Consider the following 14709-nt stretch of genomic DNA (forward strand, 5'->3'; position numbering starts at 1 on the left):
ACCTATCAAAGTACACGAATCGCAACCGCAATAGGATGGCAACAAAAGAGGCAGAAACCGGGGCGTGAACTTAACAGGTTTGCTTAGATTGTTTGATGTTTGTGTGCTGATGACGCGATCGGCAGGCCGTCTTGACCGACGACACATTAACTTTGGTGCTCAGCCCGCCATGAGAACGGCCGATGGCGCTTTCGGCCCCCTTTCAGCCAGTTGCACGCCACTCTCGGACATTCATTTCGGGTAGAAAAATAGATTTGCGCCATGTCCCTGCCGTGAAGGGCGCTGCACATAGTCATACTGCTCCATCAGTTCAAACGTCTTCCTCCGATCTGAGGTCACCTCACAATACAACTTAGGTCGGATCGTGGAGAGTATCTTCCTCATTCCGCTTAATACCAAGTTTTCTGCGCCTTCAACATCTATCTTCACGACCGACGGAGTCACGCAATATTCAAGAAGATAATCCAACTCGAACGTTGGAACAAGAACGGTCGATCTGGCTCCACCGGATTGAGTACTTCCAGTCACTTCCCCGAGGTGATTTGACGCTCGGCCGCGAGCGGCGATTAAGAATTTCTGAATACTTGATCTGTTAGATGCTGCTATGGGAACCACCTCGATCCCGTATCTGCGATTCTCGTCTAATTCAAATGTCTTTCGCAACATATTTACTAACCAAAGGTCGGCTTCTACCGCCACTACCTTCCCAGTCCCAGACCGAAACGCGGAAGCCAGGCTGAACACTCCCATATTCGCTCCAATATCCCAGACAGTGTCTCCAGCCTCTACAAGTTCATCGACGGCGTGCAACAGTTGAGGGTCAAAGGCGGCACGACCCGGCTTAAGTACCTTCAATTGCGCATCAGGGCTGACATAGATGGGCAGCGAGCCATACTGCTTAGGCAGACGCCTTTTAAAGATCCGATTTCTGGTCAACAACTCAACTATATGCCGCACGGTACCTCCGCCTTATCGCCCAAAGAAACATCAACGACGCGCATCACCCATTACGAACTCAACGGGTCTCTACAATCGCGTGAAATATTCAATGGTCTTCTTGAGACCTTCGCGCAGCTGAACACTTGGTTGCCAACCAAGCATCTCACGCGCCTTCGCCAGGTCTGGGCGTCGTTGACGTGGGTCGTCTGCCGGCAATTCTTCACTCACTATTACCGATTTCGAACCCGTCAGTTCTATAATTGCCTCGGCGATACCCCTTATCGAGATTTCGCTATCGTTACCTAGATTTAACGGCCCCGGATACTTGACATCGTCATCCATAAAATCGATGAAACCCTTGATCAAATCGTCAACATAGCAAAACGACCTAGTCTGCTCACCGTCCCCGTATATCGTGATCGGCATCTGGTTCAGCGCTTGAACTATGAAGTTCGAAATAACACGCCCGTCGGCCGGATGCATTCGCGGCCCGTATGTATTGAAAATTCGCGCCACTCTAATATCAAGTCCCACTTGTCTGTGGTAGTCAAAAAATAGAGTCTCTGCACAACGCTTGCCCTCGTCATAACAGGATCTTGGGCCTATAGGATTTACATTCCCCCAATATTCTTCCACCTGCGGATGCACAACCGGGTCGCCATAAACTTCGCTGGTGGACGCCTGAAAGATTCTGCAATTAAGCCTCTTTGCAAGTCCAAGCATATTAATCGCGCCATGGACAGATGTCTTCGTAGTTTGGACTGGGTCGTGCTGATAGTGAATAGGAGACGCCGGACAAGCAAGATTGTAAATCTCATCAACTTCAACATAAAGCGGAAAAGTGATGTCATGGCGGATGAATTCAAACTTTGGATGAGACGCGAGGTGTTCGATATTTTTCTTGGCTCCCGTAAAGAGATTGTCAACGCATAAGACTTCGTTGCCCATCCCGATGAGCTTGTCGATCAGGTGAGAGCCAAGGAAACCGGCCCCTCCAGTTACAAGAACCCTCTTTGCACTTTGATAAAGTCGTGTCACTACTACTCTCCAAATTAAGACTGGGTGGACAGACGATTATTTCTAATGTCAACGTTTTCTATTTTTTCCTCGTACTCAAGGATTAGATTCCTTATAGTATGAAAATACCACGTTTTATAAAACGCGTATGAGAAGCCTGGCCACCCGTCCAATACGCCCCCTTTTAAAACGTAGCTATAAAAAAAGTAAGCAAACGCATACCAACGAGACGATAAGTATTTGTATTTCACACTTTGTCTCTTTGTTAAAATATTCTGCGTCACCCGTGACCGAAGTAGCATATATCGGTTCGCCTCCCACTTGGCATATGCTTGGTGACGGCCTATGAACCTGTCTATGCCCCGGAAGTCGCGGTGATCGATTAAGGTCTCAATCGATCCGACCCGGCCCGTGAGTATTGGATGCTCATGGACTTCCATGTCCAAGCTACTCCATTGATCTTCCTCAATACGCTCATACAAACCCGCGTCCACTCGAAATAACGCCAACTTCTTTTGTGCTACACCGAATTTAAGCTCCCTCCCCATAAAGTAATTCCTGTATTTTAACCAGAAGCCGACATATTCGTCTGACGCCGTTCTAGCTTTCACCTCATCGCAGAATACATCATCAATCACCTCATCCGCATCCAGAAAAAACACCCAGGGAGTCGCGATTGCATGATTAATAAGCACCCAATTCCGTTTCTTTGGGTAAAAGCCGTCCCACCGAAAGTTAACTATCTCGGCTCCGTTCTTTTCGGCTATCGCAGCCGTATTGTCCTCGCTTCCGGAATCCACAACAATGACACGCTCAAACCTGCCAAGCCTTTCCAAACACCTTGGCAAGTTGTCTTCCTCGTTCTTCACTGGAATAATGACGGTAATGGGAATCTTCTGCACAGGATTGCCCTTAATCAACTCTTGTTTCGTGTTGTTAGGATCTTCAAAGCCAAGTCCAATTGCGTTTCTAAGAGCCGCTAGACACTTGGCCCGTTAAATTCATCTTTCGGCGTCCCACACTGCGCGCAGGATTGCCAACTACAATGTCATACGAAGGAACACATCGCATGACCACGGCTCTCGCACCTATTATAGCCATAGATCCAATTTCCACCTTTGGGCCCACAAACGCTTCTGCGCAAATCCATACGCCGTTCGACACACGAATAGTCGCCTTGACGAGTGGCATTGACGGGTCACGATAGTCGTGAGTCCCCGCGCAAAGATGCGCTCCTTGGGAAATGGTCGCTTCTGCCCCAATGCTAATTGGCCCAAGCGCATACAATGTGACCCTGGATCCTATGGCAGCGTTATCTCCAATCGAGATATTCCATGGCATCGATATGCGCACATCGGGATAAATATGCACATTCCTTCCGACCTTAGCTCCAAACGATCGCAGTAAGAGTACTCTCCATTTCCAAAGTGGTCGCGGGCTTAAGATGAATAGAGGACCCACCAAGCCCCACAGCACGCGTCCGAGTTGCTCGGCCCTGCTCCACTTCCGTGCTCTCCGGTTCTCATTTACGTCGAGCATTCCAGCCATAACTTCGATTTCAACGCAGTTTGAACCGCCCGCGTTCACAAGTTTTTATCATTGTCGGCTCAATCCTAAGCCTTGACCAGATTCCTGCACACGATATTCCTACGAGCAAAACAATTCCTCGTATCCACTATCAATTTTGCGTGTTCAGCTAACAGTCTGTAGTCGATTTGGTCGTGATCTGTCGCTATAAGAACCGCGTCATAATTCGAAAGCGTATCTGTCGTTAGTTCAACGGACTTCCGCCCAGACAAATCGGGGTGCTCTCGAGTCTTTGGAATCTCCTGAACGTGAGGATCGTAGTAGTCTACAGATGCGCCTCGTTTCACCAACGCCTCAAGCATTACAAGCGTCGGACTTTCTCTAATGTCGGATACGTTTGGTTTGTAAGCCAGTCCGACAATTAAGATCGAGGCACTGCTAAGAGAAATCTTCTGCCGTGTGTCAAGAGACTGCTCCAGCCTAGCTATTACATACCGCGGCATTGCGACGTTTATTTCACCAGAAAGTTCGATGAAACGAGTTGAGAGACCGTATTCTCTCGCCTTCCACGTCAGATAGAAGGGATCAACAGGGATGCAATGCCCTCCGAGTCCAGGTCCAGGGTAGAACGGCATATACCCGAAGGGTTTTGTGGAGGCGGCGTCAATCACTTCCCAGATGTCAATTCCCATCGCATCGTAGATTACTTTTAGTTCATTTACGAGAGCTATGTTTACGGCCCTAAAGATATTTTCAGTAATTTTAACGGCTTCGGCGACTGATGGATTCGACACTACAACTACTTTTTCAACTACATTACCGTAAAAAGCCTCCATGAGCTCGGATGCCTCCCCGCCGTCGCCGCCTACTATTTTCGGGATATTGACAGTTGAATATTTCTTGCTGCCGGGGTCCTCACGCTCCGGCGAGAACCCGATCCAAAAATCTATTCCCGCCCTCAGACCGCTTCGTTCCAATATCGGCTTTACAATACCCAATGTTGTATCTGGATATGTTGTGGATTCGAGGACAACTAACTGGCCAATATGCAAATAACGTGAAATGTTTTCAGCTGTGTCTTTGACATAGCTCAGGTCGGGTTCGCGCTGCTTCGAAAGGGGTGTAGGGACACAAATGATAACTACATCGCATTCGGCTAAGTGTATAAAATCTCCCTCAGCTCGAAATTTCTTTTCTTCCACCCTGGACTTCAGGTCGCATGACTTAACAGCGTCTATGTAGGATTTTCCAGAGTTCAGCATTTCTATTTTTCTAAAGTCTGTATCAAATCCAATAACATTAAAACCCGCTCGAGCCGCGGCGATCGCTAGCGGAAGTCCAACATATCCAAGCCCAATAACACCTACGACGGCTTCATGAGAGTTTATTTTCCGAAGCAACTCAGCCCCCTGCCCCTGTTTCATCGCCAAATTCGTAACCACTTCCCTGCCTTCAGTTTGGATTCAAATGCTGGTTGGTGAGACACTGCGGGCGTCTCTGCGGCGCAATAGTTCAAACTAGTCGCTTGCAGAGGCTAAAGAATGACCGTAGGCGGTGGCGAGCCTTGACCTCGTAACCAACTATAGGCTTCAATCATCCGCTCTGCTATTCCCGACCATGCGAAATCGCGGATCATCCAATTTTGGCCGCGGGTACCCATTTGGTGAAGCTCGATCATCCCTGATGTGAGGGCGGCGTGAAGCGCATGCCTCAGTGGCTCCACTCCCAGATCGACCCACCATCCACATCCATACGTCTCAAGTCCACGCCACGGGGTCGCTTTCGTGGTAATTACGGGGGTTGCGCATGCTAGGCTCTCCGCAACAGTCATTGCGAAATTTTCTGATGCGGACGGCAACACAGATACCGCCGCTCTTCTATAGAGTTCGTACTTTTTTTCGCCATAGACCGGATCACCAAAAATGCATCGCTGTAGCCCGTGCTCGACGGCCTCTTGCTTCAACTTCTTGACATAATTTGGCTCACCAGGGCCCCGAATCTCGAGTGTCCAATTAGGAAAGACGTCCTCTAGTTGAGCCCATGCCTTTAGGAGAGTCTCAATACGCTTGATCGGATGTAAGCGGCCGAGATACAGAACAACAGCCGAACGCTCACCGTCGCAACATGGCAATTCGGAGGGCTGCGGATGGGAGACCCCAACCCCGTTGGGTAAAATTACAACCGGTTGCCTTAGACCAAAAGCACGGATGTCCTCATATTCTTGCTCGCTTGTAGCGTGAATAAGATTTGCTGCCTTGAGTGCTGATCGCTGCGCGATGATCCAAAAGACAGACTTTACCGCTCTTGAATATTCTAGAGCAGCTGGACTGAGCATGCCTCGAGGCGATACGACAAATGGAACTTTAAACGCTTTGGAGACCCGAGCTGGATAAACATTTGGCATCATCCACAGTCCGTGCGTGTGAAGTACCTCGGCCCCAGCTGCGACCTCGACCAACCCCTTCCTCATCTTGGAAGATAGGCCTAGTTTTTTAAGGTGCCCGAACCTTTCATAATCACGATTAAATTTCCTATTTCTAAATTTTCCGTCCGAGGTATCGATTGGGGCCCCTAATGAAAAAAGCTCCACTTCCCTTCCAATTTTCTCCATTGCCCTAGCAAGCTGTAAAACAGAGTACGAGGGACCAGAGGCCTCCGCTTCGATTGACGCAACGATTTGTACTATTTTCATCCGCTTCTCAAAACAGTACACACTGCAATTAAAATCTCGTCATGTCCGTGAGCTGCCTGACACTGTCAAGAGCGAAACACAATATTACCGGATAAGCCATCAAGCTTTTCCTGATCGAATGTCACGGCACGATAACCAAAGGCCGCCATAAATGACACGAGGTCCGCGGATGTGTACCCGAATGCCTTCTGATTAATCTCACTGGTTTCTAGAACGATTACTCTTGGCTTGAGTTCAGGGTTACAAAGAACGGTTTGGGCGCCTCGCATTACAGCGAATTCCGCTCCCTCGACATCAATCTTGATCAGGTCTGCTCTCCGCCCTGCAGCCAAAAGAAAGTCGTCCAACCGCCTCTGCGGGACCGTGATCATTGATCTTACTGCGCGCCGCTTTGTATCACGAAGTCCGGAATAGCCAGAGTCACCGGAGCGAAAAAACTGGGCATCTCCGTCGGTGTCTGATAGCGCTACCTTAGCGACTTTGCTGCCGTCGTATCCATTTAATTCAATGTTGAATTCTGCCAGACTGGCGATCAATGGATCCGGCTCAAAAGACAATACTTCCCCTCCCTTACCAACTAATTTCCAAAGGTAGCAGGAAATATAGCCAAGGTTGGCTCCAACATCGACGCAAAAACTGCCTTCAGACAGTTCTTTATCGAAGTAATCGAGAAGTTCGTTCTCATAGGCTCTATCCCAGTACAATCTCCAACCGACTGTCTCATGAAGCGGCACTACGATCGCAAGCCCGCGTAACCTTACGGTTGCAAACGTTGGCTCTATTGGCTTTTTGAAGCTTCCGATTCGGGAACGAACATTTGTAAATATTGACACGCATTTTCCCTATCTATAATTCTTGTCCAGCTGCTTGCAACAACTCAAAACGCCCGATCCGCATCCCAGCAGTATTTCTTGGCATTGCTCCGACCTTCAGATGCTCGGTCGGAGAGTTCGACGTTCCTCGCAAAATGCAATCGCCGCCTCGAACCCCTGCACCATGTTTTCGATATCCAGCTTCTCTATATAATACTTGCGGGCATTTCTCGCCATCTCTTCTCGTAGATCACTATTAAGCAAGCGCTCCATCACCCGTGCCAACTCATTGGCGCCACCGCGATAAAACAAGGAATTCTCGTTTTCCACACAATATTCGAACTCAGGCGCGTGCCGATTGCCAGGGCGAGTTACCACTGGAACGCCGGCCCAAAACGATTGAACGACAGAGAGACCGACGTGCCACGGCGACACAGTTGCGATCGCTCGATCAAGGAATTTTTTTAGTCCCTCGGGTGTATTCGTCCTAGGATGAAATTCAATGCGGTCAGAAAAGCCACCCCTATTTGCCCTTGTTTTCATGGACGCCTCTGTCGACCCACTTCCGACCAATACGAGGCGCACGCTAGGGTGCTCTGCCGCTACGACAGCAAAAGCGTCCAGAAGCTCCATCAACCCCTTTTCATCGCGGTAGTCACCGAAGTAAAGATAGCTGTCACGGCACACCGTCGGATCCGCTTCAAAGCACGCAAGCGCGATCGTATTTCTCGCTACAAAGAGTTTGTCATTTGCAAGCCAGCGCGCAAATTGGTCTCTGCCGGACTCTGTGTAGAAGATAGAAGCCGTTACCCGGGCAGCCGCGATTAGCCGCAAGGGTCGTATAAAAAAACTTCCCCATCTTCTTCCGAAGCCATGACTCCAGATTACCACCTGACCACGGGAGCTGAAGATTATCGAAAGAAGCGATGGATTACGAAGATCAAGGCCGGTAATCAGTATATCATTCTCTACATCAAATGGAATGTTCCACCCATGCTGTCCAAATTTCTTTTTGTCGAACTGTAAATGCATCCATTTGAAATCAGTCGGGCTTTTTGGTGGCTCCTGAGAACAAACGATCAAGTCCCTTCGCCGACGCGCAATTGCGTTAAATACCCCTATTCGATATTCGGCGATCCGCCTCTGTATTATATATATAGTCATGTCACTCGGTCACTACAGCGTACATCTATATTTGTCGCGCAAAAATCACGTCAACCTGATAGACGCGACCGGATTCCTGATCAGCGAAACCGGGCTCGATCGACCAGATATTAAACCCGTGATCAGAAAACCATCTCAGGGCTTCCGAAAACTCCCAGTAAGACTCGTACAATGGAACCAGAGATAGCTCCAATTCGACCACCTCCGCACGTACCATAGTCTCCATTGCGCCCTGAATAACCAGAAACTCTGCTCCTTGAACATCGCACTTTAGATACACCTTCTCGACGCCAGGCAAATTCTCCTTGCAATAGCTATCGATTGAACGCATCGGGACTGATATCCTGCTTTCCTCTCTCGCATTTGCTGCTCTCTCCGCTAGGGCTGTCATTGCAAATAGCGAACTCGAAGTGGTTCGCGAAGAGACGGAGAATTCTGCCGTAGCATCACGGTCGCCGATCGCAACCGGCACAACCGACCATCGATTTTGGCGGGACGCGCGACGGCGTAGCGCATCGAGGGCCTGAGGCAGAGGTTCAAAAGAGATCAGAGCCCCATCAAAGCCTGCCCTGTAAAGTGCATTTCCAAAGCCACCATAGTGTGCGCCCACATCGAGAACACAACCGACCTTTCGCTGCCGCAGCAACTCAATTCTTCGCGACCACGGGTCAGTATTCGGGCCAATTCGGGTTACGTTAAATCCGGCCTTTCGAAACACTTCCTTCAGTCTACTCATTTGACGAGCCCTTTATGTTAAACAAGGCGTGGGAACGCCAATGAATTTGGCAATTTTTCTGGCGCTGCTCTGGACAGAGTATTCTTCGATTGCAAATTTTCTGACTTGTGTAGCCGCGGCAATCCACTGCGACTCTGGCTGGCGTAGAACCCCATCAAGCCTGTCAGCAAAACGATCCGGGCTTGCGACACCACTACAACCTAGAACGGAAACGAGGTCACGCGGCATGCCTGCCGTATCCGTCGATAAAATAGGGCGAGAATAAGACATATATTTCAATAGTTTTGAGGGGAAATTTGTGTCGGACGCTGAGAAGCTTGGGTCGCGAGGATTCAAAAACGCATACGCGTCAGAGCACAAGGCGTCTAGCTCGGCTGCATTCAAAAACCCTGTGACTTGAGCGCCCATTTCTTTTAATGCAATCGCTGACTGCACGTCGCTAACCCGACCCGCAACAACAACGTCGATGTCTGACAGGTCGATTCGCTTAAGTGCTCGAACCAGGAAATCAGATCCACTTACCTTGTCGACTCCGCCGACGAATACGAGCTTCTTCCTTGTTCCGACTTTTGGAGCTGAGACTTCCGCGACGTGGGGAATCGTCCCATGAAACGCCATACAGCGCCGCCCCTCCAGCAGAGATCCTATGCTTGCGGGCAAATAGAGTAATCCACCTGTCGCAACTTTTGCGACTTCCTTGACTAAGTCTAACCCAGCTGAATTAGATGGCGCGTCGGGAACGATAACGACCACGCGCTGGACCAAGTTGCCGATGCGTTTAACTGCAGCCGCGGAAAGCGTTCCCTGCCCATAGACAAAAACGAAAGCCTCACGACTTACTTCGGCACAAACGGCTCTCTCCAGCGCACGGCTAATGGACCTGCGCTTGATAGCCGGAAGGTTGAGGAATCTCACCAGCTTCATCCCAGTCGAGGACGATTTGATCTCCATTCCAGGCTGCAGAAAAGGTCCACGTGGCCACGACGATTCGTTTGAAAACCAAAAACTTCTGTCCACACGACCAAACGTCTCCAACGCGTCAACCAAGCCTCGTATCCAAGCGGACGCCGCTGGTGAAACAAAAGGAAAACGGAGAACCTGCTCATCCGAGAACGTCGGCGCTATTAGAACAACTGGATACATGCCATCCATCCTCTCCAGTACCTTCACCTCCGTCTCTCTCGCCCATAGCGATCTGCGCCTGCCCGGGTGGTACGCCAATTACCAGCACTCGCGATTTCGGAAGTTCCTACGGCCACCAGCCCGGGCAATGACCAGTAGCACAGCGATCCAATTAATCCAGGAAATAGTACCGAATTCTCCTTGAAGAAGAACAGCACAAACAAAACAAAATGCAATGCCACCAGCGGTCCACACCAATACTGACCCGATTTTTTGATTCTCCTTATCATCTCGATTTGCAAAATGATAAATATCGCCGTGAACAATATGAGTCCCAGAACTCCATTCTCCGCCACAATCATCGCAGCGCCTACTTCCGCAGCCATACTAAGGTCACGCACCTCGAACGCCTTCCCAGCTCCAGAAGCATACCCGGTGAAATTTCCAAAAGGCGCCAAATTTACCCATTCGACAACAAACTTCAAGAAGATCGCATTTATTCTTTCGCCTATGTCTAACTGACCTTCACTTAGTAACACCATTCTTTCGCCAAAGATCACGCTGTTAACACGGTCCCAAAAGAGCGCTAGAGAAAAAACCGCTACGGGACTCGCCGCGAAAAGCGCGAAAATCAGACGGCCGCGATGAACCCGAATTTCGATTGCCAGTAGAATGAAAGCGATAAAAATGGCACTAAATAAAGCACCTCTACGGGCGGTCATCCATATTACAGCGAGTATCATCAGAGCGATAGCCAACTGAACTAGCCGCTCTTTTGAACTCCTTGACCTCAACACAAGCGCCGAAGCAAAACCAAATGCACACAGCGATGCAATTGAGTTAACGGGCGCAGTAGTAAAATAGCCAGCAAGTGTTGCTTGTCCGATACGAAACTCCTTCCCTGCTAGAAGCTCGATAGCGTTTGCCCTAAAAACGCTCGGCAGCGCGTCGTTGCCAAAAACAAGCATTACAATGCCTAGAGGGAACTGAAGCGCTATAACCGAAACGAAAACCTTTGCCGCTCTAACAAACTTCATTGAATCGCCTGGCCGGCCGTACGTCAGGAATGCCAATCCAAGCATTGGAGTCCCGGCGCCCAACAAAAGAGCTTGAATTCCGAGCATAGTGTCGATTGCAAACGCAGGAACAGCGTAAATCGCCACGAGCGCGATCCAACTGACGATCCATCCATAGGCCACTGAGGCCTGATTTTTGTTGACTTTGACAAGCCCGAAGAAAACAAGCGCAAGAAATATTGAGACTGGCAGTGCCTCAATTTGCACTGGCTGCGTCGGAGTCAATTTCCTCAAAACGCCAGCAACCGCAGGTCCAACTAGCGCGACCAGCATCAACCTGTCCACGCTCAGGCTGCTGTTCTTGCCGATCCGACCGCTAGGGCGCGGCCCAGCCGCCAGTGCTTGATTTCGGTGAGCCTCGGACTGAAGTTTCATGTCCTCGTGCTCTCCCGCTTTCGCCAAAATATGAACGGGACGGTATAGAACATTCGTCCCAGCGCGACGCCGGCTGCTCCCAGCAGCGATCCCAACGCCACAGCAGCCACCAGGTTAGCAACCGCCCCGCCAATGGTTAGCATATTTGCGAATCGCAACTCCCCTCGACCTATAAGCGAGAAGTAAGGAACGATTATCATCGCAATTGCCACATATGACAAAGTATATGAGCAATAAATAACCATAAGCTCTTGGTAAATAAAGCTTGATTGACTTAGCAGAATCACCAAAGGCGGCCCAAATGCAATTGACGCCAGCGAGAGCATTATTATTATACGCTTTATATTTGCAGAGCTTCTCAGCAAGATATTCTGAAAGCCGACCTTGTCATTTGCACGATCTAGCTTGATAAGCTCTGGCAGTATAGGCGAAAAGTATGCTCTAGGCAGTGACTGTATTTGCTGGTTCATCTCACCGCAGAGGCTCGCGACGGCAACTATTTCGGCGGACACAAAATATCCAAGCACGATACGATCTGCTGACGAGTATAAGAGAGAAGATACGTTATTTACCCATTGCAGAACGGAATAATGGACGGCCAGCGAAAGCAATCCGAGCACCTCGTGGAGGCTAAATTTTTCAATTCCCCTTGTTGCCACAAATGCTTTCACGCCTCCGCGCAAGATAATACACAGGAGGTTTATAACTAAAAGCTGTGTCAATGGAAAACTTAGCATCCCGGCCGTGGCTACACTTCCAATGCTAAATAACCGCGTAGACACCTCACATAGCGCATTCTCTTTAAAACGACTTTGCGCTCTCAGTGTCGCAGCGCATATCATATCCCACTGTAATGCAATCGCAGTGAGTACAGCAAGCAAGACAAATCTTACAATATCTATATGATTTTCGGTCCAGATCAGTGGCGGGTAACTGCGAAGGACAACACTAGACAGCGCGAACGCAATGCCACCTGAAAGAACTGAAACCGCTAAGCCGCCGAACACAATCAAGCTAATTGCCGCGGACCGCTTCGTGCGATCGACCTCGGCCGATATCAACTGAGTAGCAGCCATACCGACGCCGGGTGTTGCTGCACCAAGTACGCCCGCAAGCGATAAGTTGAAGGTCCACAGGCCATAGCCACTCAAGCCAACAGAGTAGATCAGCGGCGCAGTTAACAGCAATTGCAAAGTAGGCATACTAATTTGCTCAACCAACGCCCAAAGTCCGGGCTTTGATATACCGGATAGGCTCCCCAGAAGCGCTCCTTTTCGGCTCCTTGCTGTCAAACTTTTCTATTCTCTAGTTCGGAAGTGGGTACTGGCTTCTTCCAGGTAAATTGCATGCTATGAATGCTAGCGTCAGCCAGCCTGCGCTCATATTTTGCCAATTAGAGTTCGGTATTCGGGCGATTTGCGCACTTTGTCCTGTGCCCATTCGAGGTTTTTGACAAATATCGCGTTGCCATCCCCATCAAGCGTATCCCGCAGAATTTCCCGTGTTCGAGGTTCGTACCTTATCCTGGTAAAGCCGCTCGCCGCGAGTGCGCCTCGGACAGAATCCGCAGCGAAGCCATATCTCTTTTCTTGCCCATTGACCTCCACAATCACTGCTTGCAAGCTCTCCAGCTCAAGCGTTCTACTCGCCCCAGCAAGAACGGCAGGCTCAAATCCCTCAACGTCAATCTTCATCAAAACCGGCATTCTTCCTTCCAGGAGGTCATCGACTCTTTTGACCTCGACCGGGATGAATGCCTCTCCATCAATTGCTACTCGATTTCTCGTATCAGCATTGTTGATGAACCCAATTGATCCATCTTCTGAACCTGCGCCAACATTATGGAGCTCTACACGGCTGTCGAGGAAATTAATGGCAATGTTTCGGCGCAGATGAACAAACGTGGATTCGATCGGTTCTATGCAGACACAAGGGGACCCCACTGCTCCCGCCGCCATCACGGAATAGGCGCCCACGTTCGCTCCAACGTCGACGAAGAGCTGTTCGGGACGCAAAAAATGAAGGACAAAGCCCATTTCCTCCCATTCAAGAAGGCCATTGTAAATGTTTCCGGTGGCACCGGTCATCCCGTTTGCAACTAACAAAATTGTGTCGTTCACGAATGGAACGGCAATCGAACCCAATGCCAGTCGCGAAGCGATTTGCCAACGGATAAATCGAGCCAACGCTGCGACTTTGCCATACCGATTACCAGGATGCTCAAGGATGAGCCTCATTGTCCGAATTATGTTCATGCCATGGGTCCTAGCTTACCCCTTGGAAGGAGCAATGATATGTTCTCGAATTCATCTAACCGTCTGAAGATTTTAAATTTCCTGGCAATCGGTAAATAACGTCGCCTCGGATTCACACACTGTTTCAACCTGACCTTGCGGCCCCGCTTTCCGGCGGTCGCGGACTATTTGATCGCTTGATGACGCAAAGACGCCTGCTCGAGCTTCGTACCTTCGAATTGTTGCGCTATCTTGGAAAAAGCTGTCCTAGTTTTCGGACTGGCTTTGCAACGAGGGCATAGTCTATGATGCCGGATCCAAGCCATCGGCGTCGAGACCGAAGAGCCTCTATATTGTGCTCTATATACGAGCGCAGATCCCGCGTACTGGCCCCTCCAACCATCATATCCACAAGCGTATTGTTAGTAGTCGCACAGTTGAATTGGTGGAGGTCTACCGCCCTCAGCATCCAATCGTAATCTGATGCCACTTTGAGACTGAGGTCAAATATGCCGACCGCTTCCGCTACCTTGCGCCTGACGTAGAACGTGGGATGAGCGGGCATCCAACCGGTCCGAAAACCCTTGGCGGGCCTAGGGGCGGCATGCCAACGCCGGATGACCCGCTTCTTGAAATGATCTTCAACAAAATCCAGATTGCCATGCACGATATCGGCCTGTTCGAGTTCTGCCGAAATTCGCGTCAGCACAGTATGGTCATGGAAACAATCGTCGGAATTCAGCACGCCAACTGCGTCTCCAGTATAGAGGCGCAGCCCCTTATTGAGTGCATCATACATTCCACGATCGGGCTCGCTGACCAACTGAATCTGGTCCTGCGGATAGGACCGGACGATTGTCAGCGTTTCGTCCGATGACCCGCCATCGACGACCACCAACTCTTTGTCCTGATGATCCTGGGCAAAGAAGCTATCGACCGTATGCCTGATTGTTGCGGCCGAGTTCCAGCAGACCGTCAAAACCGAGATTCTCATGTCAACTCGGTCCAACGTTCC

13 protein-coding genes are annotated in these 14709 nt (G+C 49.9%); all 13 read right to left on the reverse strand.

Annotation, left to right across the window (positions count from 1 at the left end; all coding sequences use genetic code 11):
* Nucleotides 1-231: 231 nt before the first annotated feature.
* Nucleotides 232-957 carry an FkbM family methyltransferase gene (locus tag ACWTU8_RS19115; protein ID WP_455849394.1) on the reverse strand — a complete coding sequence of 242 codons (726 nt, stop codon included), beginning with the start codon at nucleotides 955-957 and terminating at the stop codon, nucleotides 232-234.
* Nucleotides 958-1026: 69 nt separating this feature from the next.
* Nucleotides 1027-1977: a UDP-glucuronic acid decarboxylase family protein gene (locus ACWTU8_RS19120; protein ID WP_128341226.1), complete on the reverse strand. Its 951-nt coding sequence runs from the start codon at nucleotides 1975-1977 to the stop codon at nucleotides 1027-1029.
* Between the two features lie 14 nt (nucleotides 1978-1991).
* Nucleotides 1992-2876, reverse strand: coding sequence for a glycosyltransferase family 2 protein (locus ACWTU8_RS19125; RefSeq protein ID WP_163603070.1), 885 nt, complete (start codon nucleotides 2874-2876; stop codon nucleotides 1992-1994).
* 693 nt (nucleotides 2877-3569) lie between these two features.
* The gene (locus ACWTU8_RS19130) at nucleotides 3570-4907 is read right to left on the reverse strand and encodes a nucleotide sugar dehydrogenase (protein WP_455849395.1); all 1338 of its coding nucleotides are present in this window, start codon (nucleotides 4905-4907) and stop codon (nucleotides 3570-3572) included.
* A gap of 110 nt (nucleotides 4908-5017) precedes the next feature.
* A complete protein-coding gene (locus ACWTU8_RS19135; protein ID WP_455849396.1) occupies nucleotides 5018-6175 on the reverse strand; it encodes a glycosyltransferase in 1158 nt (385 codons plus the stop codon).
* A 65-nt stretch (nucleotides 6176-6240) separates the two neighbouring features.
* Nucleotides 6241-7008: an FkbM family methyltransferase gene (locus ACWTU8_RS19140; RefSeq protein ID WP_455849397.1), complete on the reverse strand. Its 768-nt coding sequence runs from the start codon at nucleotides 7006-7008 to the stop codon at nucleotides 6241-6243.
* Between the two features lie 96 nt (nucleotides 7009-7104).
* Nucleotides 7105-8070, reverse strand: coding sequence for a glycosyltransferase family 4 protein (locus ACWTU8_RS19145; RefSeq protein ID WP_455849398.1), 966 nt, complete (start codon nucleotides 8068-8070; stop codon nucleotides 7105-7107).
* Nucleotides 8071-8176: 106 nt separating this feature from the next.
* Complete coding sequence (locus ACWTU8_RS19150) at nucleotides 8177-8887, reverse strand: FkbM family methyltransferase (RefSeq protein ID WP_082982128.1); 711 nt, start codon at nucleotides 8885-8887, stop codon at nucleotides 8177-8179.
* Nucleotides 8888-8899: 12 nt separating this feature from the next.
* A complete protein-coding gene (locus ACWTU8_RS19155; RefSeq protein ID WP_082982127.1) occupies nucleotides 8900-10057 on the reverse strand; it encodes a glycosyltransferase in 1158 nt (385 codons plus the stop codon).
* The gene (locus ACWTU8_RS19160; protein WP_455849399.1) at nucleotides 10054-11460 is read right to left on the reverse strand and encodes a hypothetical protein; all 1407 of its coding nucleotides are present in this window, start codon (nucleotides 11458-11460) and stop codon (nucleotides 10054-10056) included. Before ACWTU8_RS19160 ends, ACWTU8_RS19155 begins: the two co-directional genes overlap by 4 nt.
* Complete coding sequence (locus ACWTU8_RS19165) at nucleotides 11457-12680, reverse strand: lipopolysaccharide biosynthesis protein (protein ID WP_455849400.1); 1224 nt, start codon at nucleotides 12678-12680, stop codon at nucleotides 11457-11459. Before ACWTU8_RS19165 ends, ACWTU8_RS19160 begins: the two co-directional genes overlap by 4 nt.
* Nucleotides 12681-12839: 159 nt before the next feature.
* Nucleotides 12840-13715 (reverse strand): FkbM family methyltransferase, encoded by an 876-nt coding sequence (locus ACWTU8_RS19170; RefSeq protein WP_455849401.1) that lies wholly within the window; start codon nucleotides 13713-13715, stop codon nucleotides 12840-12842.
* A 226-nt stretch (nucleotides 13716-13941) separates the two neighbouring features.
* On the reverse strand, nucleotides 13942-14688 hold the full coding sequence (locus ACWTU8_RS19175; RefSeq protein WP_455849402.1) for a glycosyltransferase family 2 protein: 747 nt from the start codon (nucleotides 14686-14688) through the stop codon (nucleotides 13942-13944).
* Nucleotides 14689-14709 lie beyond the last annotated feature (21 nt).

It is taken from the genome of Mesorhizobium sp. BHbdii, assembly GCF_053848045.1.